Source organism: Burkholderia sp. PAMC 28687 (assembly GCF_001577465.1).
Taxonomy (GTDB): Bacteria; Pseudomonadota; Gammaproteobacteria; order Burkholderiales; family Burkholderiaceae; genus Caballeronia.
In genome coordinates this window covers 853,190-878,669 of the sequence record NZ_CP014506.1, presented here as the reverse complement: position 1 = coordinate 878,669, position 25,480 = coordinate 853,190, and the positions used below count along the sequence as shown (strand labels likewise).

General features: G+C 60.8%; 24 protein-coding genes and 1 pseudogene. 7 read left to right on the top strand and 18 right to left on the bottom strand.

The features are described 5' to 3' along the window. Positions 1–94: 94 nt before the first annotated feature. On the top strand, positions 95–814 hold the full coding sequence (locus AX768_RS19380) for a TIGR04086 family membrane protein (protein ID WP_062001697.1): 720 nt from the start codon (positions 95–97) through the stop codon (positions 812–814). A gap of 121 nt (positions 815–935) precedes the next feature. Beyond that, positions 936–1,835, top strand: a complete 900-nt coding sequence (locus AX768_RS19375; protein WP_062001696.1) for an SDR family oxidoreductase — start codon at positions 936–938, stop codon at positions 1,833–1,835. Between the two features lie 144 nt (positions 1,836–1,979). Here AX768_RS19375 and AX768_RS19370 read toward each other — a convergent pair whose 3' ends face one another. Then, positions 1,980–2,672, bottom strand: a complete 693-nt coding sequence (locus tag AX768_RS19370; RefSeq protein WP_062001695.1) for an HAD family hydrolase — start codon at positions 2,670–2,672, stop codon at positions 1,980–1,982. 133 nt (positions 2,673–2,805) lie between these two features. On the opposite strand from AX768_RS19370, the gene AX768_RS19365 reads away from it, so the two are divergent. Next, positions 2,806–3,438 (top strand): ProQ/FinO family protein, encoded by a 633-nt coding sequence (locus tag AX768_RS19365; protein ID WP_062001694.1) that lies wholly within the window; start codon positions 2,806–2,808, stop codon positions 3,436–3,438. On the opposite strand, the gene AX768_RS19360 is transcribed toward AX768_RS19365, so the two are convergent. From AX768_RS19360 to AX768_RS19300, 13 genes and pseudogenes are all read right to left on the bottom strand, one after another. After that, on the bottom strand, positions 3,435–3,827 hold the full coding sequence (locus tag AX768_RS19360) for a tautomerase family protein (RefSeq protein ID WP_062001693.1): 393 nt from the start codon (positions 3,825–3,827) through the stop codon (positions 3,435–3,437). The two genes, AX768_RS19365 and AX768_RS19360, sit on opposite strands and share 4 nt — an antisense overlap. 181 nt (positions 3,828–4,008) lie before the next feature. Continuing rightward, positions 4,009–5,328 carry a PQQ-dependent sugar dehydrogenase gene (locus tag AX768_RS19355; protein ID WP_062001692.1) on the bottom strand — a complete coding sequence of 440 codons (1,320 nt, stop codon included), beginning with the start codon at positions 5,326–5,328 and terminating at the stop codon, positions 4,009–4,011. Next, complete coding sequence (locus tag AX768_RS19350) at positions 5,321–5,764, bottom strand: DUF2231 domain-containing protein (protein WP_062001691.1); 444 nt, start codon at positions 5,762–5,764, stop codon at positions 5,321–5,323. The genes AX768_RS19355 and AX768_RS19350 overlap by 8 nt, the downstream gene beginning before the upstream one ends. A 368-nt stretch (positions 5,765–6,132) precedes the next feature. Next, on the bottom strand, positions 6,133–6,759 hold the full coding sequence (locus tag AX768_RS19345) for a DAK2 domain-containing protein (protein ID WP_062001690.1): 627 nt from the start codon (positions 6,757–6,759) through the stop codon (positions 6,133–6,135). A gap of 12 nt (positions 6,760–6,771) precedes the next feature. Then, complete coding sequence (locus AX768_RS19340; RefSeq protein WP_062001689.1) at positions 6,772–7,782, bottom strand: dihydroxyacetone kinase subunit DhaK; 1,011 nt, start codon at positions 7,780–7,782, stop codon at positions 6,772–6,774. A 31-nt stretch (positions 7,783–7,813) separates the two neighbouring features. Continuing rightward, positions 7,814–8,815: an ABC transporter permease gene (locus AX768_RS19335; RefSeq protein ID WP_062001688.1), complete on the bottom strand. Its 1,002-nt coding sequence runs from the start codon at positions 8,813–8,815 to the stop codon at positions 7,814–7,816. After that, complete coding sequence (locus tag AX768_RS19330; protein WP_062002341.1) at positions 8,812–10,365, bottom strand: sugar ABC transporter ATP-binding protein; 1,554 nt, start codon at positions 10,363–10,365, stop codon at positions 8,812–8,814. The genes AX768_RS19335 and AX768_RS19330 overlap by 4 nt, the downstream gene beginning before the upstream one ends. A gap of 80 nt (positions 10,366–10,445) precedes the next feature. Continuing rightward, complete coding sequence (locus AX768_RS19325) at positions 10,446–11,558, bottom strand: substrate-binding domain-containing protein (RefSeq protein ID WP_062001687.1); 1,113 nt, start codon at positions 11,556–11,558, stop codon at positions 10,446–10,448. Between the two features lie 75 nt (positions 11,559–11,633). Then, positions 11,634–12,296 (bottom strand): class II aldolase/adducin family protein, encoded by a 663-nt coding sequence (locus AX768_RS19320; RefSeq protein ID WP_062001686.1) that lies wholly within the window; start codon positions 12,294–12,296, stop codon positions 11,634–11,636. Continuing rightward, the gene (gene mtnA, locus AX768_RS19315; RefSeq protein WP_062001685.1) at positions 12,293–13,372 is read right to left on the bottom strand and encodes an S-methyl-5-thioribose-1-phosphate isomerase; all 1,080 of its coding nucleotides are present in this window, start codon (positions 13,370–13,372) and stop codon (positions 12,293–12,295) included. Before mtnA ends, AX768_RS19320 begins: the two co-directional genes overlap by 4 nt. 15 nt (positions 13,373–13,387) lie before the next feature. Then, positions 13,388–14,650, bottom strand: coding sequence for an S-methyl-5-thioribose kinase (gene mtnK, locus AX768_RS19310; protein ID WP_062001684.1), 1,263 nt, complete (start codon positions 14,648–14,650; stop codon positions 13,388–13,390). Positions 14,651–14,686: 36 nt separating this feature from the next. Next, positions 14,687–15,382 (bottom strand): GntR family transcriptional regulator, encoded by a 696-nt coding sequence (locus tag AX768_RS19305; RefSeq protein WP_231941406.1) that lies wholly within the window; start codon positions 15,380–15,382, stop codon positions 14,687–14,689. A gap of 260 nt (positions 15,383–15,642) precedes the next feature. Further along, positions 15,643–16,557: pseudogene (locus AX768_RS19300) on the bottom strand (LysR family transcriptional regulator). Between the two features lie 101 nt (positions 16,558–16,658). On the opposite strand from AX768_RS19300, the gene AX768_RS19295 reads away from it, so the two are divergent. From AX768_RS19295 to AX768_RS19285, 3 genes are all read left to right on the top strand, one after another. Next, positions 16,659–17,540 carry an aldo/keto reductase family oxidoreductase gene (locus AX768_RS19295; protein ID WP_062001682.1) on the top strand — a complete coding sequence of 294 codons (882 nt, stop codon included), beginning with the start codon at positions 16,659–16,661 and terminating at the stop codon, positions 17,538–17,540. A 327-nt stretch (positions 17,541–17,867) separates the two neighbouring features. Further along, entirely contained in the window at positions 17,868–19,034 is a 1,167-nt protein-coding gene (gene ampC / locus AX768_RS19290) for a class C beta-lactamase (RefSeq protein WP_062001681.1), read from the top strand. Beyond that, a complete protein-coding gene (locus AX768_RS19285) occupies positions 19,031–19,429 on the top strand; it encodes a cupin domain-containing protein (protein ID WP_062001680.1) in 399 nt (132 codons plus the stop codon). Before ampC ends, AX768_RS19285 begins: the two co-directional genes overlap by 4 nt. A gap of 218 nt (positions 19,430–19,647) precedes the next feature. Here the strand turns inward: AX768_RS19285 and AX768_RS19280 are convergent, their stop codons facing one another. Together AX768_RS19280 and AX768_RS19275 are read right to left on the bottom strand one after the other, a co-directional pair. Further along, entirely contained in the window at positions 19,648–20,622 is a 975-nt protein-coding gene (locus AX768_RS19280; RefSeq protein ID WP_062001679.1) for a PDR/VanB family oxidoreductase, read from the bottom strand. Between the two features lie 72 nt (positions 20,623–20,694). After that, positions 20,695–22,236: a Rieske 2Fe-2S domain-containing protein gene (locus AX768_RS19275; RefSeq protein ID WP_062001678.1), complete on the bottom strand. Its 1,542-nt coding sequence runs from the start codon at positions 22,234–22,236 to the stop codon at positions 20,695–20,697. A 220-nt stretch (positions 22,237–22,456) separates the two neighbouring features. Between AX768_RS19275 and AX768_RS19270 the strand changes: the two genes are divergently transcribed. Then, complete coding sequence (locus AX768_RS19270; protein ID WP_062001677.1) at positions 22,457–23,155, top strand: GntR family transcriptional regulator; 699 nt, start codon at positions 22,457–22,459, stop codon at positions 23,153–23,155. Here the strand turns inward: AX768_RS19270 and AX768_RS19265 are convergent. Together AX768_RS19265 and AX768_RS19260 are read right to left on the bottom strand one after the other, a co-directional pair. Beyond that, entirely contained in the window at positions 23,140–24,501 is a 1,362-nt protein-coding gene (locus AX768_RS19265; RefSeq protein ID WP_062001676.1) for an MFS transporter, read from the bottom strand. The genes AX768_RS19270 and AX768_RS19265 overlap by 16 nt on opposite strands. Before the next feature lie 91 nt (positions 24,502–24,592). Then, positions 24,593–25,444 carry a class II aldolase/adducin family protein gene (locus AX768_RS19260; RefSeq protein WP_062001675.1) on the bottom strand — a complete coding sequence of 284 codons (852 nt, stop codon included), beginning with the start codon at positions 25,442–25,444 and terminating at the stop codon, positions 24,593–24,595. Positions 25,445–25,480: the final 36 nt, after the last annotated feature.

The window sequence follows — 25,480 nt, the reverse complement described above, 5'->3', positions numbered from 1 at the left end:
GCACGGCGTTTGCTCCACAATGGGGCACGCCACTGCGCGCATATACCAGGACACATTCTTAACCCCTTCGGCTTCCGTTCAATCAGGAAAACTTATGAAACTGCTCAATACTCAAGACGGTCTGCCGCGCCTTTCATGGGGTTCCGTGATCGCTGGCGTGATTCTCTCGTCCATCGTCTATCTCATCATGAGCGTGCTTGGTGCCGCCATAGGCGCCTCACTGCTGTCTCCGTTGTCCCAGCCCAATCCCATGCACGGATTCGGCTTTGGATCAGGCGTCTGGGTGATCGTTACAACGGTGCTCGCTGTTTTCATCGGCTCTTATTTTGCCGGCCGGTGCGCACCCGTCCTTGGCTGGCTGCACGGTCTCCTTTCATGGGCCGTCATGACGCTTTTGATTGTCTTCGGCATGACTTCGCTGATCGGAAGCGCCGTGAGCACGGTTGGCAGTGTCGCCGCCACGAGCGCGCAAGTCGGCGCGACGGCCGCAAACCAGGCTAACGCAGATCCATCCATGATGAATTCCGCGAAGCAGCAATTGCAGGCTGCGGTTGCATCGGCTGCGTCCGCCGCGTCGAGCCCCGACGCCGAACAGGATGCAAGGCAGACCGCCAATACCGCCGCACGCGGTGTCGCTCGTGCAAGCTGGTTCTCGTTTGCCGCCCTCCTTGTTGGAGCGATCATCGCCATTGTTTCGGGCGGCGCGGGGTTCCGTCATCAGCCTCCGTACGAGGATGTGGGCGGAACGGCTGTAGGCAACGATGCAATTTCCGCACGCAGCCGCGTAGTGCGTCCAGGAACCGGAACGTTGTAAGTCTTTGGGCCAACCTCAAGCGGGCCGAAGCAAATCGCTTCGGCCTTTTTTGTATGGAACGTGCATTGCTGCGTACTTGGCCGACGACCAATCGTTTTATTCAATTAGCCGAGGAGCACGCATGAGCACCGAAAACCAGTACGCAATGCAGGACCCCACCAAGCAATATCCCCAACCCGAATTCGATAAGCAGCCGCAGTCTGCTCCCGGACTCACCGCCGACATGAACCCCAGGCCCGATCACGGCGAAACCAGCTACAAGGGTTTTGGCAGACTGGCCGGCCGGCGCGCGCTCATCACCGGTGCGGACAGCGGCATTGGCCGGGCCGTCGCGATCGCGTTCGCACGCGAAGGCGCGGATGTCGTGCTCAACTACCTGCAAAGCGAAGAGCAAGATGCGCGCGAAGTCGTGAGCCTTGTCGAGCAAGCCGGCCGCAAGGCGGTCGCACTTCCGGGCGATATCGGCGACGAGTCGTTTTGCAAGTCGCTCGTATCCCAGACGATCGAGCAATTGGGCGGGATCGATATCCTGGTCAATGTGGCGGGCAAGCAGACGGCGGTCGAAGACATCGCCGATCTGAGCACCGAGCAGTTCGAAGCCACGCTGCGCACCAACGTTCTTGCCATGTTCTGGCTCTGCAAGGCAGCGCTGCCGCACATGCCGCCCGGCGCGACGATCATCAACACGACCTCCATTCAAAGCTACCAGCCAAGCCCGAGCCTGCTCGACTATGCGCCTTCCAAAGCTGCCATCACCGCATTCACGCATGCACTGGCGAAGCAAGTCATTGGCAAGGGCATTCGTGTGAACGCCGTTGCACCGGGACCGGTGTGGACACCGCTGCAGCCAAGCGGCGGACAGCCCCAGGAAAAAATCGTCACCTTCGGTTCCGAAGTACCCATGAAACGGCCCGGCCAACCGGCGGAACTGGCGCCGGTTTATGTGTTGCTGGCGTCGCAGGAATCGAGCTTTACGACAGGCGAGGTCTATGGCGTGACGGGCGGCAATCACTTGCCTTGAGCGTCATTGTTGGACAAATCGTTAGACCGGGGTTTGTGCGGACTTGATGTCCGCGCGCCCGAATCCCGCACGACTCGAATGGGTCGATATGCTTTCGCGGACCGCCAGCAATGACTCGCGCTGAACAAAACGTTCAGGCCGACATCACGCGGCGCGGCCTTGCCATTGAGCAAGCACAGCGGGTAACTCGGCCATGTTCCGAAATACCTGGACCACACCCGTTTCGCGAAGCGCTCGCGGCTCGCTATGACCTTCCTCATGCGGGCTGTAGCCAAACACCGTGGCGCCCGCAGCAACGCCGGCAGTCGCACCCGTGACCGTATCTTCCACAATGGCACAGCGCGCCGGATCGACACCCAGCGCCCTGGCCGCCGCCAGATATACGTCTGGAAACGGTTTGGTGTGCGCCATTTCATGGCCGCTAAAAACACGGCCATTGAAATAATCGATCATGCCGACCTTCGTCAGTTGCATCTCGACCTTGAAGCGGTCGGCGCCGGAGGCCACTGCGATGCGTCCATCGAGCGCCCGGTGCAGCGTTTCGACGGCTGAAAGCGCTCCATCGATAGCGACCAGCCCGCGCTCGAGCGCCACATTGCGCCGCTCCCGGAACTGCACGAGCCACTCCTCCGTAAGCGGCACGCCGGTATTGGCTTCGATCAGCGGCGCCTCGTCTTTTACGGCCTTGCCGACGAAAATCCGCATGGTTTCCTCGACGCTCAGACGCCATCCGAGTTCGCCCAGCATTTCGCTGAGTACGCGATTGGTGATGAGTTCGGAATCGACGAGCACGCCGTCGCAGTCAAACAGTACGGCATCGAAAGGAAGCTTGGACATGGGGGATAAGAGTGGTGGTCCGAGGAACAGGCAAGGATACCGCACCCCGCCCGCAGCTTATGTGTGACTGACGTCAGCGCTTGCTGGTCGCGGGACTGCTACAATTCCTGTTCTTTTTGCCCGGACGGACGTAATGGGATTCGAACAGCTAGCAAAACTCAGGGATCAGCTTTCAAAATCGGCTAAGACGAAGGCCCCCGCGCGCGCAGACCGCAACCGGGCGCCGTCCGCCGTTTCGAAAGCGAAACCGGCTGCGGATGGCAAACCCGACGTCAGGTCCGATCGCAAGCCCCATCCGAGACCCGCGAAACCGGTATCGAAGGCTCCGCCGCAGCCGAAACCGCCGGTCAATGCCAAACCGGTAGATCCGGTCGTGGTGCATATCGGCCGGCTGCAAAAGCGTTTCCCGGAAGCGTTCCCGAAAAATCCGGCACCCAAGGTTCCGCTCAAGATCGGCATTTTCGAGGATCTGATTGCGCATATCGCGGAGTTGAAGGTGACACAGCCGGAACTGCGCGACGCCATCAAGGTGTGGTGCCGCGGCAGCCGCTACTGGAGCGCAATGAGCGTCGACGCGATTCGCGTCGATCTTTCGGGCGCAGAAGCCGGCCGCGTGTCGCCGGAAGATGCGGTTCGCGCGCAGAAGCTCGAGGAAGCGCGGGTAGCCCGCGTTGCGGCCAAGGCGCAGGCGACGCCTGCAGCACCCGCCGAAGCCGCGCCTGCCGAATCAGCGCCGGCAGCGGCTTCCGAGCCGAGCGAGTCTTAATCGGCTGGCGCGTACTGCATTTCACCGTTCCCGAACGACCAGTTCTCGCGCTGGACATCGATCAGACTGATCCACACGTCCTCGATCCGCACCCCCGCTTTTTGATGAACGCCTTCTGCAACCGCTTTGTAGAAGGCTTTCTTTACATCGACCGAGCGCCCTGCATTCCACGTCACCTGTATAAAAACGATGCCCGGCGAATAATCGATGCCCAGGTATCCCTCCGTGGGATACACGAGCTCGCCGGGTGCGTGGCGCGTGATGATCTGAAACCGGTCGTTCGCCGGAACATTCGCAACGGCGAGCATGGCTTCATAAATGACATCGCTGATGGCTTGGACGCTATCAGCGGAGGCTTCTTTCGAAACGTTGATTCTGACCAAAGGCATATCGGCTCCTTACATCATCAAATGCGTGGCAATGGATGTTGCCCGCTTGGATTATGCGGCAACTCCAAATTTTCGACACAACCGGCCGGCCACGAAAACGGGCGGCAGGCGATCCGCAACAGAGACCGCGCGCCGCCCGCAAGACGTAAGAAGTGCTGTTCTTTCTCTTGCGACGTGACGTTCAACCTCCTGCTTTCGTCACGCGCCAGACGGTGTTGCCGGCATCGTCGGCGATGATGAGCGCGCCGTCCTGACCCTGCGCGAGCCCGACCGGCGCACCGCGCAGTTCCTTCTCGTCAGCGGTCACAAAGCCCGTCACAACAGGTTTCGGCGTGCCGACCGGTTTGCCGTTCTCAAACGCCACATACGCGACCGCGTAACCGCTCAGCGGCGAACGATCCCAACTGCCATGCTCGCCGATAAAAGCCCCGCCCTTGAACTGTGCCGGAAGGTTATCGCCGGTATAAAACAACAAGCCGAGCGGCGCAACGTGCGAGCCGATCGCATAATCCGGCGGGATCGCCTTCGCGACCAGATCGGGGCGTTGCGGCTGCACGCGCCGGTCCACATTCTGCCCATAGTAGCTGTACGGCCAGCCATAGAAGGCGCCGTCTTTCACCGAGGTCAAATAGTCCGGAACAAGGTCGGCGCCGATTTCATCCCGTTCATTGGCGACTGCCCAGAGTTGTCCCGTTTTCGGTTCCCATTGCAGCCCGGTCGGATTGCGTATGCCGGCCGCGAAGATGCGGCTGCCGCCGGTGGCGATATCCACTTCGAGGACGTTAGCGCGGCGGTATTCGACGTCGAGTCCGTTCTCGCTGGCATTGCTGTTCGATCCGACGCCGACAAAAAGCTTCTTGCCGTCCGGGCTCGCGAGCAGCGCCTTGGTCCAGTGATGGTTGACCCGGTCCGGAAGGTCGGTCAGTTCGACACCGGTCGTGGTAATGGCCGTATCGCCGGACTTGTACGGGAACTTGAGGATGGCGTCGGTATCGGCCACGTACAGCGTGTCGCCGACCAGTTGCATGCCGAACGGCGAATGCAGATGATCGATGAACACATGCTTGTCCCATTCGCCGCTGCCATCGGTGCGCTTTCGCAGCAACGTGATGCGGTTGCCACCCTTCGCTTCCTTGCCCGAACGGCTCTGGACCATGCCCGCAATCAACTGCTTCGGCGTGGTTACAGGTTCGGCATCGGGGCTGCTGGATTCCGCTACCAGGATGTCGCCGTTAGGAAGCCCATACACCTGCCGTGGATGTTCAAGCCCGGACGCGATCTTCTCGATCTTCAGGCCGTCCGCGACCTTGGGTGTTTCGTTGTTCTGCCATCCAACATGCTTGGGTACCTGCATGGGCGGCGTGAAGAAACTCTGAGCGCTCGGCAATGGCGGATTGGCGCCGGCCTGATGCGCGGAATCATATTTGGCTTTCTCGTCGCATCCGCTGAACGAAGCTGCGACGGCCACCGCGATCACGCTGGTCAAGATGGATCTATTCACGAGCCGTCTCCTTGAAATCGAACTTGTCGAACGCGAGCGCGATTTGAGCAAGGATCAGCAACGCGACTGTAATGACTGAAAGAATGACGCTCAGCGGAACCTGGGCGTAAGCATCGCGGCTATGAACGAATGCGTTCACGATTGCCGCGACGATGCCGAGCAGGTTCAGCCAGAAGGCCAGCCTCTCGCGATTTTTGCCTGCGTAGCGGTATCCGAACCAGACGTGGCCGAGATTGATGAAGCGTGGAATGATCGCGAAAATGAGTCCGACGGTTACGAGCCACGCAGCGCCTTTAGCCCAGAAAACATTTTCTGTTATCGCGTAGATAATGTCGAAGATCAGGGTGCCGACGAAAAGTCCGTACGGGATGGGATTTAAAAGATCGAAGAGTGATGTCGCCAGTCTTGACCGATATCTCGGGCTGGTTGGAGTCATGGGTAAATCCTTCACTGAAGGTAAAGATGCGATAAACGATGCACCGGTGACAAAGGTCTAATCCACGGTGCATCGTTTTCCCGGCTCGTACCGCTCGGGCATCGCGTCACGCAACTCAAACCCCGCAGGGCATGCGGTCATCAGAGATGCGGCACGCCTTCATCGAAAGGATTTTGCAAGCGTTGGGATCCAGAACGATCCGAAGCTTGGGCGCAGGTCATGCAGGCAGCGTTTTCCAGTTGGACGAGCCCCATGCGTCACGCACATCACGTGCCCGAGGCTTTGGCTTTTAATTATTTTGCGTTCGGGGAAGGCAGTCCACTGGCTGTATTTCTGGAGATACTACGCAAGGCAGGCGTGCTGAAGGCTTAACCCTTCACGCCTTCCCGCAACGCTTCGAGAAACCTTAAATACGCGGTAGCGCCCGGATCGGCATGTCCAATGCTGCGTTCCTGCACCCATGCCGCACGTCCCTTTTGCGATTGCAACCCCGCTGTCGCCTCCACGCGTTCCTGCGATGTCGCGATCATCGCGGCCAGCAACGCATCGGTATCGCCGTCTGATTTTTCAAGCGTATCGAGACTTGGAACGAGCGCGTCGAGCACGGTCTTGTCACCGACCTGGCTCTTCCCGCGTTCGATGATGCGCCCCGCAACCGCACGCCCGATGGTCAACGCCTCGTCCTTGCCGACCGTGTCCTTCCCCGCCATGGTCTTCGATGCCGCCAGCAATCCGCCGCCTATCAATGCCGCGAACGTGGATGGATTCGCGGTCGAAAATGCCTTCCCCGCGGCGAGCAGCACTTCGGCCACGGTCGCCTCGCCAGGCAACCCGGCAAGCGCCTTCACGACCGCCGCCGATCCCGCTTGCACGGTAATGCCGAGGTCGCCGTCGCCGAGTGCGGCATCGAGTTCGCGCAACTCTTCGGCATGGGCCGGCAGCGTGGCGAGCGTGCGCGCGAGCACGTCGCGCAGTTCAGTGGAAAAAATACTCATGACGTCCCCCGTTCAAGCCTGCGACCATTCGCGAAAGAAAGGCGAACGCGCCGGTGCGGCAAGCAGCGCTTCGAGTTCGTCATCGACAAGCATGATCGTGATCGACGCACCCGCCATTTCGAGGCTCGTCACATACTCGCCCACATACGAGCGTGCGATCGTCAAACCCTGCTCGCCGATGATCGCAGCCGATCGCCGATACAACAAATACAGCTCTTCGAGCGGTGTCGCACCGAGCCCGTTGATTAGCACTGCGACGCGCGATCCTTTGGGCGCATTCAGGTCGGCAAGGATCTCGCCGGTCAGGCGCGTTGCAATCTGATCGGCGGTTTCGAGTGCGCCGCGATGCGTGCCCGGTTCACCATGAATGCCGATGCCGATCTCCATCTCGCCTTCGGGCAGCGTGAACGTAGGCTTGCCCGCAGCCGGCAGAATGGTCGGCGAGAGGCCCACGCCCATGGTGCGGCACTGGTTGTTCGCCTTCGCCGTGATGCGGGCGACTTCATCGAGTGAATCGCCTCGTTCCGCCGATGCCCCCGCGCACTTGAACGCAAACACCATCCCTGCCACGCCCCGGCGTTCAGCACTGCGCGCGCTCGGTGCCGACGCCACGTCGTCAGTGAGCAGCACTGTCTTGATATCGATGCCTTCCGGTTCCGCCAGATCCGCAGCGAGGTCGAAGTTGAAGACATCGCCGCCATAATTGCCGTACACGTACAGCACGCCGGCGCCGCCATCGACGGCTTTCGTGGCTTCGAAAATCTGTTCCGACGACGGCGATGAAAACACGTTGCCCACCGCCACGCCGCTGCACAAACCCTCGCCCACGTAGCCCAGGAAGCCCGGCATATGCCCCGACCCGCCGCCGGTCACGATGCCCACGCGACCCTGCTTCGGCGCATCGGCGCGCACGAGCGCACGGTTGTCAGCGGTCGCGGATTTGATCCAGCCCGGATGCGCGAGCAACAGCGCATCGATGACTTCATCCACGAACTGATCCGGCTGGTTGATGATCTTTTTCACGTGATGCTCCTTGAAAGGAAACTGCGATGGCTCACACCTTGCGGCGCTGGCTGAGCGCGTCGAGCATGACGGCGGCGAAGATGACGCCGCCCTGAATGAATTGCGTCCAGAATGGATTGACGCCGAGCAGCGACAGGCCCACGTTGATCACGCCGATCAGCACCACGCCAATGAACGTGCCAATGATCGAACCGCGCCCGCCGGCAAGCGACGTACCGCCGATCACCACGCCTGCGATGACCTGAAGCTCGAGTCCGTTTGCCGCAGAGGGCAGCGCCGAATTCAGCCGTCCCGCGAGCACGATGCCTGCAATCGCCGCCGTCACACCGGCAAGCGTGTACGTCAGGAAGATCACGCGCCGCACGGGAATACCGGCGAGCCGTGCGGCTTCCTTGTTGCCGCCGACCGCAAAGACCTGATGCCCGAAGGTCGTCTTGCGCAACAGCACATGCCCGACAATAAAAACGACCAGCATGACGATCATCGGCGCGGGAAGCCCGGCAACCGTCTTTGCCCCGAACGCGGTGAACGCGTTCGGGAAGTCGAACTTGGTGCGGCCATCGGAAATGGCGAGCGTGAGGCCGCGCGCCATCGCCATCATGGCCAGCGTGACAATGAACGGCACCAGCCTGAACCACGCGACCGAGAGTCCGTTCAACGCGCCCACGCACGCGCCCACGGCAAGCGCCACCGCAAGTCCACCGATACCCAGCCCGATGTTCCCCGGCACCGATCCCGCCATGACCGTCGCCGCGACCATGCCGCTCAGCGCGACCAGCGAGCCGACCGACAGGTCGATCCCGGACGTGATGATGACGAACGTACCGCCGACCGCCGCGATGCCCACCACGGAGACCTGCACCATGATGTTGGTGAGCGTGCTCGTCGTGAGAAATTCGGGCGATGCGATCGACAGCACCACGCATATGAGAATGAGCGCCGCGAACAAAGGTCCGATACCGCTGCGTAACTGCCGGATGAAACGGCGCGAGAGCGCCTCCTGATCCGCCTGCTTTGCTGCTGTCGACGTCATGCGCCTACTCCTGTCGTAGCCCATTGAATCACCGTCTCGGAGTCCGCCTTGTCGCGTGCGATCTCCGTGACGATGCTGCCTCTGTACATCACCAGCACGCGGTCGGACATGCCGAGCAACTCCGGCAATTCCGAGCTGACCATGATGACGGCCGCGCCGGCGCGCGCCATCGATACCATGTGCGCATAGATCTCGGTCTTCGCGCCTACGTCGATACCGCGCGTGGGTTCATCGAGCATGATCACGGCCGGTTGAGTGGCCGTGGCGCGTCCCAGGATGACCTTCTGCTGATTGCCGCCCGAGAGATTGCCCGTGATCTGCATGACCGATGGCGAACGCACCGCGAAGCGCGTGCTCGCTTCCTGCGCGAGCTTGCGTTTTCTTGCGTTGCTGGTGAAGCCGCCGGTTGCAAGCGCCTTCAGGCTCGAAAGCGCGACGTTCTCCTCGATGCTCGCCTCGAGCACGAGACCTTCGAGCTTGCGGTCCTCCGCGGTATAGACTAGTCCGTGCCGGATGCCATCGGTTGGCGACTTGATGCTGACCTTCTTGCCGCGTATCAGCAGCTCGCCCTTCGTCACGGGCAGCGCGCCGAAGATCGCTTTCAACAACTCCGTGCGCCCCGCGCCCGCAATCCCCGCGATACCCACGATCTCACCCGCCCTCACGCTGAGGCTCGCATGCCGCACGATTGGCGGGCTCGCCAGATCGCGCACTTCGAGCACGACGGGCCCGTAGTCGCGCGGCTCCCACGGATAGAACGAATCGAGATTGCGCGCGACCATGGCCTGCACGAGCTCCTGCTCGGTCCACTGGTTCATCGGCCGCGAACTGACGGTTGCGCCATCGCGCATCACGACGGCCGAGTCCGCCAGCTCGAATACCTCTTCCAGATGATGCGAGATGAAGATTATCCCCATCCCTGCCGCGCGAAGCCGCCGGACCACGGCGTACAGATTGGCGATGTCGCCACGCTGCAGCGCCGCCGTAGGTTCATCCATGACGAGGATGCGGGCGTCGCGTGCCACCGCCTTTGCGACTTCCACGAGCTGCCGCTTGTTCAACGGCAGATCGCCGAGACGCATGGACGGCGAGACGTTATCCAGTCCTACCTGCGCAAGCGCCTGACGCGCTTGCTCGTTGGCTTCGCGCCGCATCACGAACCCGCCGCGCGACGGCATGCGCCCGAGGAACAGGTTCTCCGCGACGGTCATGTCGTTGATCAGCGACAGCTCCTGGTAAATCACGGCGACGCCGGCATCGATCGCCGCATTGGTTCCGCGTGCAAGCGGCACGCCGTTGATCTCGATGCGGCCTTCGTCGGGCTCATACGCACCCGACAAGGTCTTGATCAGCGACGACTTGCCTGCGCCGTTCTCGCCGACGATCGCCATCACGTGACCCGCCTGCAACGACAGGCTGACGCCCCGCAACGCCTTCACGCCGGGGAAACTCTTGACGATGCCCTCCATGCGCAGCAGCGGCACGTTGCCGCTCTCCGGCGCCTCTTGCACGCCGCCGGAAAGGTCGGGCGAACTCGTTTCGGCACTCATGATCGGATCTCTCTTGCGAGGCATGCGCTCCGCGCCATCGGACACTTGCGGAAACGCATGCGCTTGGTCGATGACGGCGATTACTGGCTGACCTGCAGCGACCAGAGACCGTATTTCTTGGTGGTATCGGAGTCGATGTTCGACTTGTCGATCAACAAGGTCGGCCATGCGTAGTTCGCCGGCACGTCCTTCTTCGCCGTGTAGTCCTTGATGAAACTCAACGCCTTCGCCGCCATTTCGATTGGGTTCTGCGAAATGGTTGCGTCCTGCTTGCCGGCACGAATCGCGGACAATGCCTGCGCCGTGCCGTCGGCGCCGATCACCATGATGTGCTCCTTGTCGCCGAGCGGCTTGTAGCGGTTGGCGTTGTCGATGGCCTTTTCCGCACCCACGGTGTTGTCGTCGTTCGCACCGAAAACTGCATCGATCTGCGGGTACTTTTGCAGGATGTTCGTCATCGCGTTGAGTGACTTTTCCTGGTCGAACGCGCCTTCCTGGCGGGCCACGACCTTGATGTCCGGATACTTCGCGATTTCATCGGAGAAGCCTTTCTCGCGGTCGGTGGCAGCCGTCGTCCCGACCAACCCGATCAGGTCGACCACGTTGCCCTTGGGCGAGCCATAACGCGTCTTCAACTGATCCGCGATCCACTTTGCCGCCGTCGTGCCAAGCGCCACGTTGTCCGACGCCACGAACGACGTCACCTTGCCGCCATCGGAGCCGCGATCCAGCGTGAACACGGGAATGCCCATGCTGTTGGCCTTTTCGACCGCCGGAATGATCGCCTTCGAGTCGATAGGATTGAGCACCAGCGCAGTCACGCCCTGGCTCAGCAGGTTGATCGCGTCATTGACCTGCTGTTGTGCGTCGCCGTTTGCGTTCGTCTGGACCAGATCGAAGCCTTGTTCCTTCGAACCCTTTTCCACCCCGAGTTTCAAGCCGACGAAGAATGCGTTGTTCAGCGTAGACACCGAGAAACCGATCTTCGTCTTCCCGCCCGATGCCGCCGGTGCCGCGGGTGCAGCGCTTGCGACTGCAGCGGGACTTGCGCTTGCGTCGCTTGCGGCGGTGGTCGTTGAAGGCGATTCGCTTTTCGAACAGCCGGAGAGCGCGGCTGCCGCGCATAAGACCGCTGTTCCCGTACGTGCACCCAGCTTGCTCCATGCGTCAAATCTTCCTGAATTCCAGGCCATGACTGTCTCCATTTTTCAAGTTATAAAGGCGGTTCTGTTGCGCGCTGCGGTACAACATTTGAAGCAATTGATTGTTCAGTTATCCTGTGGCCTTCGTGGTCCGTAGCTCCTGAATTTCTCCACGACCTCGTCCATCTGTTCATCCGACAAAACGGGCGGCGTTCCCAACTGGCACGCCAGCAGATATTGCTTCGCCAAGACCTCGACTTCGTGTGCGAGCCATAGCGCACGCGCGAGATCCCGGCCCAGTGCGATCACGCCGTGATGCGCCAGCAGACACGCTGTGCGGTCCTTCAGCGCCTGCATCGCGTAATCGGATAATTCCTTGCTGCCGAAGGTCGCGTACGGCGCGCATCGGATGGAATTGCCGCCCGCGGCCGCCACCATGTAGTGGTGCGCGGGGATACTGTGTGAGTGAATGGCGAGCGCCGTGGCCGCGCTGGAATGCGTATGAACCACTGCGCCAATCTCCGGCCTCGCCTGCAAGATGTCGCGGTGAATGCGCCATTCCGACGATGGCCGCAACTGCGAAAACAACGGCGACGACGCGTCCACGTTCATTGGCAGGAACGCGATCGAGGCCGGGTCCAGTTGTGCCGATGGGATGCCGCTTGGCGTAATCAGGAAACCATCGCTGAACCGTGCGCTCACGTTGCCCGACGTGCCCTGATTGATGCCGAGACGTTCCATCTCGCGCGCTGTTGCCACTATTCCCGAACGCAGCGCGGCCTCGGTCATGCTGCGTCTCCTTCCATGGCGAACAACGCTGCCAGGTTGGTATCGAAAGGTTTTTGCACGATGCCCCGCTCCGTGATGAAACCCGTGACGAGATGATTAGGCGTGACATCGAAAGCGGGGTTGCGGACCTTCATGTTGGCCGGCGCAACCCGTTCGCCGTACAGATGCGTGATTTCGTCGTCGTGACGCTCTTCGATCACGATGTCACGCCCCGTCGCCGTGTGAAGGTCGAGCGTTGACGACGGACAGGCCACGTAGAACGGAATGTTGAAGTGCCGCGCGACGATCGCAAGCCCGAGTGTGCCGATCTTGTTCGCGAAGTCGCCGTTGGCCGCAACCCGGTCTGTACCGACGATCACCACATCGACCAGTTCCTGCGCCATGATCGACGCCGCCATGCTGTCGGTGATCAGCGTGACATCGACGCCCGCCTGCTGCAACTCGTAGGCGGTCAGGCGCGCGCCCTGCAGAAGCGGACGGGTTTCATCGGCGTAGACGCGGAATGTCAGCCCCTCGCCATGTGCCTTGTATATGGGCGCGGTTGCGGTGCCAAGACCGGTGGTCGCGAGCGCGCCCGCATTGCAATGCGTCAGCACTCCGCAGCCAGGCGTGATCAGCGGCAGGCCATGCTCGCCGATGCCATCGCACAGCGCCTGATCTTCCGCGTGGATCGCAACGGCCTCTGCGATCAATGCGTTCAGAAGCGCGGCGGAATCATTGGCATCGCACGCCTGCGCCGCCTGCAACATCCGCTTGAGGCTCCAGCTCAGGTTGACCGCGGTGGGACGCGCGCTGTCTATATAAGCCGCCTGCTGCGCAAGCGCCGCGCGGAATTCATGTATCGGCAAATGAAGGGACGCGCGCATCGCGACGCATAAACCGTACGCTGCGGCTACGCCTATTGCCGGTGCACCGCGAACCCTCAGTTCATGGATTGCACGCCAGACCTGTTCGGCCGTCGTCACGTTTTCGATGACCGTTTCGCGAGGCAAACGGGTCTGGTCAAGGATCGACAAGCTGTCGTTTTCCCACGTGATGGTCGCTGGAAGGCTCGAAAACAGCGGCGCCGATATCATGCGTGCTCCGGTTGGTTATTGATTGTGGGTGGACTGCAGCGCTCGCGCCAGCCGAACGACCTGTTCGATATCGGTCAGGGATTGCCTTTCGACCAGCAGCGTCTCGGCGCATTGCAGACAACGCACTTCGATCGCCGCGCGTGCCGTGTCGTCTGGAATGTGCGCGATCTCCGCGACCTTCGCCATGCCCACGATCCGGCGGATCATCTTGCAGCCAGCAAAGCCGAGGGTATCGGCGAGAAGCCGTTGCATGAAGCGCGCCTTGAAGGCATCGGCGCAGGCGCGGTCCGGATCGTCACCAATGAACGAAGTCTTGCTGCGGCCTTCGTGTTCCCGCCATAGCTTCTGGAACTTGGCGGCGAACGCCGACCAGATCGTGCTGACCTGTTCCAGCAGCCACGCCTGATAGGCTTCCGGCCGCCCGTCGTGAAGCCGGCCGTGCCAGTCGCGCGAGAAATAGGCCAGCAGAAGATTGGCGAGCACCGCGCCAATGTCAAACGCCATGGGACCGTAGAACGAGAACTCGGGGTCGATCACATAGGTCTCGTCCGCGTTGACCATGATGGAACCCGTATGCAGGTCGCCATGCAGCAAAGTCTCGGCGTGGTTCATGAACGCCCATTTCATTTCGGCCGCGGCCACGCGCAATGCGGGCGTCTGCCTGAGGCGTTCCAGCGCCGCCCTTGGCAATTTAGCGCTATATACGTTCGATGGATGGTCCTCGAACGGATACGTGAAAACCAGGGCCTCGGTGATCCCGCACAACTCGCTGTTCACGGCTGCGCTCATCGCCTGTTTCTTGATGTCGGCGTTAAGAAAAAGATCCGAGCCGAAGAAGAGCGTGTTCGCAAGGTACGTGGACAGGTGATCCGCAAGCCTCGGATACACGACGCCATCCGTCAGCCCTTGCCGCAGGATCCGGTGACTGGCAAGCCGCTGCATCACCATCAGGAAAAGCTGGCTGTCCGCGTGATAGACCTTGGGCACATGCTGCGGACATAGCGATCTAAAGCGCCTGAGCGCGGCGACTTCACGCTCCATGCGCTCGCGTCCAAGCGGCCATGTCTTGCCGACCAGCCGCAGAAACGGCGGTGCCTGCTTCACCACCACGCTTTTTTCAGCAGCCCCTGCGTTGCTCGCGAAGTAGACGTAGTTGAGATTGCCGTCGCCCACTTCCGCAATATCCAGTTCCGCCGGCTCGCCCAGCAACGCGTGCACAGCAGGAATGCCCCGCAGGTAAGCCGTCAGTTCCGAAGCATTCAACGCCTCGAATTCCATGATGTCTCCTCCGTGTCCCCCGGTTCTGCCCGCGTCTCAATGACGTTTGCGAACCAGGTCGAACTTGAAGATGCTCGTGTTGTAGTAGTCGTTGCTATAACAAAGCGGATCGCCGCTCTGATCGAAATCGACCTCATCCAGAAGCAGGAACAGGCCGAAGCCATCGCCCAGTTCAGGCAGGTCGCGCGGCGTCAGGATGGTCGGCTGGACGGACGTATGCGTGTGCGACAGCCTGCGGCCGGTCCTGCCCAGCATGGCGAAGAGCGATTCGCCGAGATCGTTGCCGACGGAATCGAAAACCTCTTTCGAGACAATATCGATGCAATACGCCGCAATCGCGTCGTTCGCCCGCCGGACCCGTTCTATGCGCACGCACGGATGGCCCACATCCAACGCCAGCTTTTCCGCCAGGCTTTCCGATGCCTCGATATTCTCGATCTGCAGCCTGCTTGTTGAGGGCACTGCGCCGACGCTCTTGATCATGTCGGTCACGGACATCAGATCATCCAGACCGCCCTTAAGCTTCAGCGAAATTTGTCTGATGAAGGTCCCGCGCCCCTGGACCCGCGACAGCAATCCATGCGAGATCATTTGCGCCACGGCTTCGCGCAAACTCGACCGCCCCACGCCCAGCAACTCGCACAACTCGATCTCTGTCGGGATCTGATCCCCTGGTTTAAGGCCTTTTTCGCGAATCATGGCCAGCAGCGATTCCTGGATCTTGTCGCTCATCGATTGTTCGACGCTCAAGCGCATGGGAGCCTTTTCTCAAACTTTTTTGCAATATACATCAGACGTCTGATGTTTTTTCTGGGATTTACCCTGATTTCACAGAGTCGAAGGCACCCCACTCGCGAGAAGGAAAACGCAATTCATGTGGCGCAACATGCGCGGTCGAAGCGAGAGCGGATGCGGTTACGAGACTGGTTGACCTACGGTCAGCGGGCTTGATCTTGTGCGATGCAATGTGCCTGTCTGCCGTCCGGAAACGGTCAGAAATCTGGAGCGGCCAGCGAACCTTCGGCTTTCACGAAGTCGATAAACGCCCGCAGCGGCGCCGGCAAGTGCCTGCGCCCCGGATAATAAAGAAACGGTCCAGAAAATTGTGGCCACCAGGGCTGCAAGATCGGCTCCAGCGCGCCGCTATCCAGATACGGCTGAAGCATCCCCTCGAAAAGATGGACCACACCCACACCGGCTACAGCGTGCTGATGGCGAGTTCGACCGCGGCGCTTGGCCTGACCAGAAGCGGTCCTGACGGGTCCAGCCGCACCACCTCACCGTCGCGTTCGAAGAACCACATTGGCATGGCGCCGCCCGCGAACTGGCCGCGCAGACACGCGTGCTCGAGCAGCTCGCGGGGATGCGTGGGCCTGCCGTGCGTGTCAAGATATTCCGGCGCTGCCGCCGTCGCGAAACGCTGCACGCGCGGCCCGATCGGGATGGCGATCATGTCCTGTTCCAGACGTTCGTCGTAGCGAATGCCGGCGTCGCAACCAATCGACAGCACATCGACGAAACCATCCTCGACCACCACTTCCACCCGAATGTCAGGATAAAGCCTTCAAAAACCGCGCGATGAGCGTCGGCAACACGATCCGCGCGGCGCTCGACGGCACGTTCAGCTTGAGCGTGCCCGTGGGTTTGTCGCGAAAACCGTTCAGAACGTCCAGCGCCGCTTCCATCTCACTGAAGAGCGGCGACAGTTTTTCGATAAGACGCTCGCCCGCCTCCGTCGGCGCCACGCTGCGCGTGGTCCGGTTGAGCAGGCGCAGTCCGAGCTTGGCCTCGAGGCGCCGCACGGCGATGCTAAGGCTCGACGCCGATACGCCGCTGATGCGGGCGGCGTCCCGAAAGCCGCCGGCCCGCGCAACCGATACGAACGCCGCAAGATCGTTGAATTCCATGGCCATTGTTCAAAATAGTGCACGACCTGTGCAATCTAGACCCGATTATCGAACAGCGCAATCGGTCTCATACTGGCGTCATACCTTCCACGGAGATCAACATGTCGAACCTCAATACCACCGATACCTTTTCACTCGCCGGCCATACGGTGCGGCGCATGGGCTACGGCGCCATGCAACTTGCCGGACCTGGCGTGTTCGGTCCGCCGAGGGACCGCGATGCGGCCGTGGCCGTGCTTCGCGAGGCCGTGGCGTCAGGCGTCAATCACATCGATACCAGCGATTTCTACGGCCCCCACGTCACCAACGAGATCATTCGCGAGGCGCTACATCCGTATGCGGACGGCCTCGTGATCGTCACGAAGCTTGGCGCCGTTCGCGGCGCGGACGGTTCATGGAACGCGGCGCTCGAGCCGGAAGACCTGAAACGCGGCGTTCATGACAATCTTCGCAACCTCGGGCTCGATGCGCTCGAGATTGTGAACATCCGCAACATGGGCGACATCCACGCGCCGGCCGAGGGATCGATTGCGAAGCAGGTCGAGACGCTCGCCGAGCTTCAGCGCCAGGGGCTCGTACGCCACATTGGCCTGAGCAACGTGACGCCGACGCAGATCGAGGAAGCGCAAGGGATTGCCGAGATTGTCTGCGTGCAGAACCATTACAACCTGATCCAGCGCAGCGACGACGCACTCGTCGATGACCTCGCAGCCCAAGGCATTGCGTACGTACCCTTCTTTCCGCTGGGCGGCTTCACACCGATCCAGTCATCGGCGCTTTCCACGATCGCGCAGGGCCTGAAAGCGACGCCCATGCAAGTCGCGCTTGCATGGCTCTTGCATCGCGCGCCGAACATCTTGCTGATTCCGGGGACGTCGTCGGTCACGCATCTGCGCGAAAACCTGCAGGCATCGCAATTGAAGCTGCCGGACGATGTGCTCGCCGAACTCAATACGCTCGGTGGGGTTCAGTCCGGGCATTGAAGGCGTTTGGCCGGCCGGCCCGCCGAATGACCGACAAAAAAAAGGCGCCTGAACAAAGGCGCCTTTTGTCTTGATCATCACTTCTGTCTGCTCTAGTTCGAAAACGTGCGCACTCCCCGACCGCGCCACGATATCCGAATCATGGCAATCACGGTGACAAGCTGAGCAACGGTGTCCTTGCAATGCATATCGGCGTGATTAGCGCATTCTTTAGCGATAGTTTTTCTATTGCCTTTAATAACTTATCGTAGATGGTCGGTCACTCATAAAAAACGGATACTCCTGCCTCACAGCTTGACCCAGCCAAACCCGCCAAGGACCAGGGACATGACATTGAGAGCAGGACGTCTGTTTGCAGCAATCGTTTTTTCGTGCACGGTTTCGAGCGTCGTTCAAGCCGCCGATAACACCATCCAGAGCGAAGTGGACGGCGTCATCCAGCCGCTGATGAAGCAATACGCAATCGCCGGCGTCGCGGTCGGGGTCATCGCCGACGGCAAGCCTCATGTATTCAACTATGGTCTTGCGTCGGTGCGGCCCAGGAAACTGGTGACGGGCGACACCTTGTTCGAGCTTGGATCGGTCAGCAAGACATTCACCGCGACGCTTGCCGCCAAGGCACAAATCGACGGTGACCTGTCCTTGTCCGACCGCACGAGCAAGTTTCTCCCGTCCTTGCAGAACACCCCGTTCGGCGATGTGACCCTGCTCAATCTCGGCACGCACACGCCCGGCGGCCTTCCACTGCAAGTGCCCGACAACGTCAACAGCATCGACGAACTGATGCAGTACTTCAGGCAGTGGAAACCTGCGTACGCGGCGGGGACGTATCGGACGTACACGAACCCAGGCATTGGAACGCTCGGCCTCATCACCGCGAAAAGCATGGGTCAGGATTTCGATACGCTCATGACGCAGGGCCTGTTTCCCGCGCTGGGTCTGCAGCACAGTTACATCAACGTGCCCGCAGCAAGAATGAAGGACTACGCGCAGGGCTACACCAAGGACGACGCGCCCATCAGGATGAAACCGGGTGTGCTCTCGTCCGAGGCTTACGGCATCAAGACCACCGCTGCCGACATGCTGCGCTTCCTCCAGGCGAACATGAACCTGGTCAAACTCGACCCGAAGCTTCAGCGCGCAATAACCGATACCCACACCGGCTATTTCGACGCAGGGCCAATGACGCAAGACCTGATCTGGGAGCAATATCCCTATCCGGTCGCGCTGGAAAATCTGCTGGAAGGCAACGCGCCTGCAATGATCATGAACGCGACGCCGGTCACCCAGCTCAAACCGGCGCAACCGCCGCGCGACGATGTCTGGATCAACAAGACCGGCTCGACCAACGGCTTTGGCACGTATGTGGCATTCATTCCGGAAAAACGTCTGGGGATCGTGATTCTCACGAACAAGAACATCCCGAACGGCGCGCGTGTCACGGCGGCGTACCGGATCCTCGAGTCGCTGGCCGATAAGGCGCAGACGCAATGATGTTCCATCGATACATGGCGGTCGTCGTGAGCGCGGCGATTAGCGTGCCTTCATTCGCAGCCGGCTCGGCGGCTGCCGCCAAAGACACGGTCGTTCTGCAACGCGTGCCTGTTGCAGGCACTGATCGCGAGATGGGCATGGGGAATTCGGAGTTCCCGCCGAACGCATCCAAGCCGAGACATAAAGCCACGGGACCGGAACTCGCTTACGTGCTGGACGGTGAAGTCACGGTGCAGATTGACGCTCAGCCGGCGCACGTCGTCCGCGCCGGTGAGAGCTGGGCAATGCCCGCGAATGTCGCCCATGTCACGACCGCAGGGCCTGCGGGCGCGAAGGTTTTGGCGACGTGGGCGTGGGTGCCGGGAAAGCCGTTCAACGTTTCGGATTCGAAATAAGCCTTGCCCAGCCCTCACCTCTCGGCACGGTCACTCTTACGACAAGGCAGCAGCAACGGCATCGAAATCATCTACGCCTGATCCCGATGCTCGTCATCAGACCTGACAAGCGACCAGCCGGAATCACCAATCAACTTGGCATTGCCGAACGACATTCGTCTGAACACTCGGCGAATCCAGCTCAAGAACATGATGTCTCCGCCGTGGCGAATTCGTTTTTATAGATCGAGCACAAGCTCCCTGCTCGTTGCCCTCGATACACACGCGGTCAGGTATTCGCGCTTTTCATCGTCGCCGAGAATGCAGTCGTTGTGCTCGACTTCGCCCGACAAGTACCGCACCTTGCACGTGCCGCACAAACCCGCGCGGCAGGATGTCTCTATCGGCACGCCGGCTTCGTCCAGTGCGTCGACTATGCTTTGGTCTGCTGTGACCGGAATCATCTGCCCGGTGCTCGCAATCTTCACGATGAACTCGCCCACCGCGCCCGCAACCTCCTGACTCAAGTCCCGCTCGGGCGCCTTGAAGTGTTCGAAGTGAACCGTGCCCGACGGCCAATGTTGCGCCGCGGCCGCGCACGCCTTCATGAATCCGGCAGGGCCGCAGTAATACAAGTGGGTATCGGCGGCAGGTTCGCGCAACAGTTCGCCGATGTTCATTCCCGCCGATGGGTCGCCGTTGTCGAAATGAAAATGCAACCGGCCTGCGGTCTTGATGCTTGCCAGTTCATCGGTGAATGCCGTGCAGCGCGCGTCCTTCGCGCAGTAATGCATCTCGTAGTCGATACCGGCTTCTTCCAGCCGGTGCGCCATCGCTTTGAGAGGCGTCACGCCGATACCACCGGCCAGCAGCACGACCTTCTTGGCGTCGGCGGCCAGTTCGAAATTGTTGCGCGGCGCGCTGACCTTCACGCGATCCTGAACGCGCAGCGTGTCGTGTACGGCTTTTGATCCGCCGCGCCCGGCTTCATCGCGCAGCACGGCGATCACGTAGCGATGCCGCTCGCCCGGCGAATTGCTGAGCGAATACTGGCGGACGGTACCGCCTTTCAGATGGATATCGATATGGGCGCCTGCCGTGAATGGCGGCAACGTGGCGCCCTCCGGATCGACGAGCTCATACGAGTTGATGCCTTTGCCTTCGAAGCGAATCTGCCGCACCATCAGGTCAAGGGTGCTGTCTGGACTTGCCATGAACTTTCCTATTGTTTTCTCGGGCCGCGCGTGCAGACAAACGCTAATCGAGCACGCGCGGTCCCTTTGCCTTCACGCCTTCATCGACGCCTCGAGCGACTCGAACTTCTCGCGCACGAATTGCGCACGCTCCTCGCCCTTGAGCGCCTCGCTATCCGTCAGGATCGCGACCAGCTTCTTCGTCAGCGCGCGCCGGTTGGCGACTTCCTGCTCGACAGTCTCCGCTTCCGGCAAATCGAATACGTTGCCCGAACAGTAGCTATTGGGCGAGCCCGCGTTCGCTCTGAACCAGTCCGCGAAATTTTCGGCCGATGCTGCCGGGTTCGTCCCGCGAACCGCATCGCGCAGCATCTTGCGGAAGAGGAAAAGACCGGCGTCGAACTTGGTCGGATTCTCGAGCGAATGCACGGCGATCGGCCGCTGGCTGATGATGGCCTCGTAATCGCCGGGCGCGTATTGCGCGTCCTTGTAGTGCTCGCGTTCACGATGATTCGTCGGGATCGGCGGCAATTCTTCGAGCTTGTATTTGCCGAAGCGCTCCGGACGCCGCATCGCAACCTGTCCTTCGAGGAAGTCGATCGACTCGTAACCGACCAGCGATTTATCGCCGATGCCGCGTGTATCGATTCCCGGACCCATCACGCGCCAGCCGATCATCTTCGAATTTTCATCATCGACGGGAACGGTCCAGCGAATGATGTGAAAGCGGCTGAAGAGCTTCTTCTTCGCGCCATCTTCCGACGTGTACGCATGCAGGCTCAGATTCGGCAATACCTGATGCTGAACGCGCACGAACATACGGTCCTTGTCGACGCGGCGAGCGCCCGCGCACGCGAGGCTGCGTCCCTGTTGCACCGGCGCGAAATGCATGTCGGGTGCAACTTCCATGGACTTGGCGCCGACCTCGTCGAAAGTCGTGCCCTGATACTTGCCGTTTACCACGTTCTTGCCTGCGTGCAGCGCGGTCGGATGATAGTTATCGGCGGCGTTGTCCTGAACTTGCAGCCAGTTGCAATGCTGGAAATTGCTGTAGGGCACGAGTTCATCGGTCGGGGCTACCGTGAAATCACCTTCCCATTCAGGGAACGGCGGCTCCTTGTCGGGTGGTCCCATGTAGGCAAACACGAGTCCGTGACGCTCGACGGCTTTATATGCGCCCTGCTGGATCGAGCACGCGTATTTCTCGGCTTCCTTTTCTTCGCCGTTCGGAAACGGCACGTGGAGACAGGAGCCGTCGACGTCGAAGACCATGCCGTGGTAACAGCACTTGATGCCATGCTCCTGGATCGCGCCATATTCCAGCGATGCCCCGCGATGCACACAATGCGCATGCAGCACGCCTACGGCGCCGCTGCCATCTCGGAATGCGACCAGTTCTTCGCCGAGGATCTTCAGGAAGCGCGGGGTATCGGTGAGCTCGATGGCCATGCACACCGGATGCCAGAACGCGCGCATGTATTCGCCCATCGGCGTGCCGGGGCCGGTTTCGGTCAGTTCGGGATCGTGACCCGGAACCTTGTTGGTGTAGTAACCGCCGAAGGGCACCAGTTTCTTCTGGACCGCGCCGCCAGCGCTGCTTTTCTGCCCTTCCGCCTTTTCTGACTTGATGTTCATGTGTGCCTCTGCTGGGTGTATCGATAAGGGGAACTGCGTTTTTGTCATATTTTTAAGATCGGTTTCTGAACTCCGAACTCTGTATCCAAAGATTAGTTTCGCAATGCGGCCATGTCTCTACAGGTAAACGCTTGGGCGCGGAATTTTCCTTTCCGTTTGCACCTGCCCGACACTGCCTGTACGCTCTTGAACTCTGTATCCAGAAATTACGAGAGCAATCATGGCCGCCAAACTTCTGAAGCTCCAGGCACGCACCGACTATGTCGATGAAGTCTACAAAGTGCTGCTCGACGCCATCAGCGAAGGCTCCCTCGCGCCCGGCGCACGCATCACACAGGAAGAGATCGCGGAGCAACTGGCGGTATCGCGTTCACCGGTGCTTCAGGCGCTGCGCCTGCTGAAAAAAGACGGTCTCGTCCAGGACGCACCGGGTCGCGGCCTGCTCGTCGCGCCGCTAGACGCCACCTGGATCGCGCATCTCTACGAGATCCGCGGCGCGCTCGACTCGCTCGCGGCAAGCCTTGCGGCGCAACGCGGCGCGGTGCTCGACAAGACGCTGATCTCGAAGGGCCGGCGTGCATCGAAAGGTGACGACGTCAAAGCAATGATCGATGCGGACTGGGCCTTCCACTCCGCCATCTACCGCGCTTCGGGCAATCCGCTGATCGAACAGACCGCGCATCTCCACTGGGTTCACTTGCGCCGCGTGATGGGCGCGGTGCTGCAGTCGTCGGCGCAACGCAAATCCATCTGGGACGAACACGCGGCGATCTTCGACGCGATCACCGCCGGCGACGCAGCCGCCGCCGTCGAACTGACCAATCTGCACACGCATCGCGCCCGCGAAAACCTCGTCAGGCGCCTGGGCGAAGTGCTGGCCGACGACGCCGGCAACGCGTCCGCTCATGTTCGCGTCTGAGGACTGGCATCGAGCACCGGTCGAGCGCTCGGCGGCGTTTCCCGCCGGCGAACGTTCACCAGTTTTGCGGGCACCGTGAAGACCAGCACACTGCCTATCACGAGGCTTACCGCGAGTCCCAGCACGCCATTGCCGGTCGATCCCGTCGCGGTCTGGATCAGCCCGATCACATAGGGACTGACGACGCCCGAGATGCTGCCTACCGAGTTCGCAACGGCAAGTCCCGCCGCCGCTGCCGCTCCGCTGAGGATGGCCGGCGGCAGTACCCAGAATTGCGAGATCGTGGTCATGACGCCCATGGTCCCGATGGTCAGCGCGACCATCGCGATCGGCGTGGAATGGGCGTAGGACACGCTGAAGTACAAACCTGCCGCACCGATGATCCCCGGCAAAGCAAGATGCCAGCGGCGCTCGCCGCGCAGGTCGGATGAATGGCTGACCAGCACCATCGCGATTGCTGCCGCGGCATAGGGGATGGCGCTCAACAATCCGATATCCAGCGTGTTCTGCACGCCGCTCGCCTTGATCAGCGTGGGCAACCAGAAGCTCACACCGTAGAGGCCCATCGTGAAGAAGAAGTAGATCAGGCTCAGCAGCAGGACCTTCGGATGCATCAGGCCGTCTTTCACCGAATGCAGCAGATCAGGCGAGCGTTCTTCATTGAGCGCGCGTTCCAGAAATGCGCGTTGCGGCGCGCTGAGCCAGCGGGCGTCGCTGACTTTATCGTTGAGATAGAAGAGCGCGATGAGACCAAGCAAGGCCGTGGGGATGCCTTCGAGAACGAACAGCCATTGCCAGCCTGCAAGAGCGTGGACGCCGCCCATGTGAGTCATGATCCAGCCCGAAAGCGGACCACCGACAACGCCGGACATCGGAATGCCGGTCATGAACAGCGCGGTCACCTTGCTGCGCCGCGATGCCGGAAACCAGTAGGTCAGATAGAACAGGATGGCCGGAATGAACCCCGCTTCAGCCACGCCCAGCAGAAAGCGCATGATGTAGAAGCTCATGGGCGTGGTCACGAACATCATGCCCGCCGAGATGATGCCCCACGTGATCATGATCCGTGCGATCCATCGGCGCGCGCCGACGCGAAGCAAGAGCAGATTGCTCGGCACCTCGAACAGCAGATAACCCACGAAGAAAACACCCGCACCGGCGCCGTAGACGGCGTCGCTGAAATTCAGGTCCTTGAGCATCTGCAGCTTTGCAAAGGCAACGTTGATGCGGTCCAGATACGCGCAGAGATAGCAGAGAAACAGGAATGGCAATAGTCGCCACGTGATCTTCGCAAACGTGGCGGCTTCGTCGCGTTTGCTGAGGGAAACCGTACTGGCGGGAATCATGCTTGTCTCCTGGGGCGGATTGGAGCGGGACGCCGGCCTTTCTGGGTGGCCGTGTCGTCCTGCACTTCTTGTGCTTGTGCGTTGAAACGTTTCAGTCGAACATGTCCGGCTGGGTTGCCACGAGGTCGTTCCAGATCGTCTGGAAATGCAGCCAGCCGATGTACTCGCTGCCCACGTGTTCGCGGCTATAGCGCGCCCGGTCCGGCGTGACGAGCTTCGGCGTGATGCCGGTTGCATCGATGAGAAGCTGTTGCTGGCAGCAGCGTTCCAGCGCGATAAACCAGAAGGCTGCAGCTTCTATGCTGTGCCGGCTTGCCGTCAGCAACCCGTGGTTCTGGTGAATCGCCGCCTTCACGCCCTTGAACGCATTTGCCACCTTGTGGCCCGCCTTTTTCTCCACCGCGACTTGTCCGGCTTCATCGCCAATCACAACGTGGTCCTCGAAGAACGCAGCCGCGTCCTGCGTGATCGGCTCGAGCTTCTTGCCGAGAGAGGCGTAGGCCGTGCCGTAGACCGTGTGCGCATGGCACATTGCCACGATGTCCTGATGCATCTCGTGCACCGCTGCGTGCAGGACGAAGCCAGCGCGGTTGATCGCATGATTGCCCTCCACCACGCGCCCTTCATGGTCCGCGCAGATCAGGTTCGAGACCTTCACTTGCGAGAAGTGGATGGCCATCGGATTGGTCCAGTACAGGCCTGGATTTTCCGGATCGCGCACCGTCAGATGCCCGGCGAACCCATAGTCGAAGCCCTGCAGCGCGAATGCCCTGCATGCGCCGACAAGTCGCTCCTTCAAATGTTGCCGATGCGCCGCCGGGTCCGAAAACACGGGCAAGTCCGGGAAGATCAGACCCTCTTGTTCCGGCTGATAGATCGATACCTTGCCGTCCTTCACGATCTTTTCCACGACTTCCGAACCCGCTTCCATGACTGCCGCCATTTGCTTTCTCCTGTTGAATCATCAAGTTGCTTTACA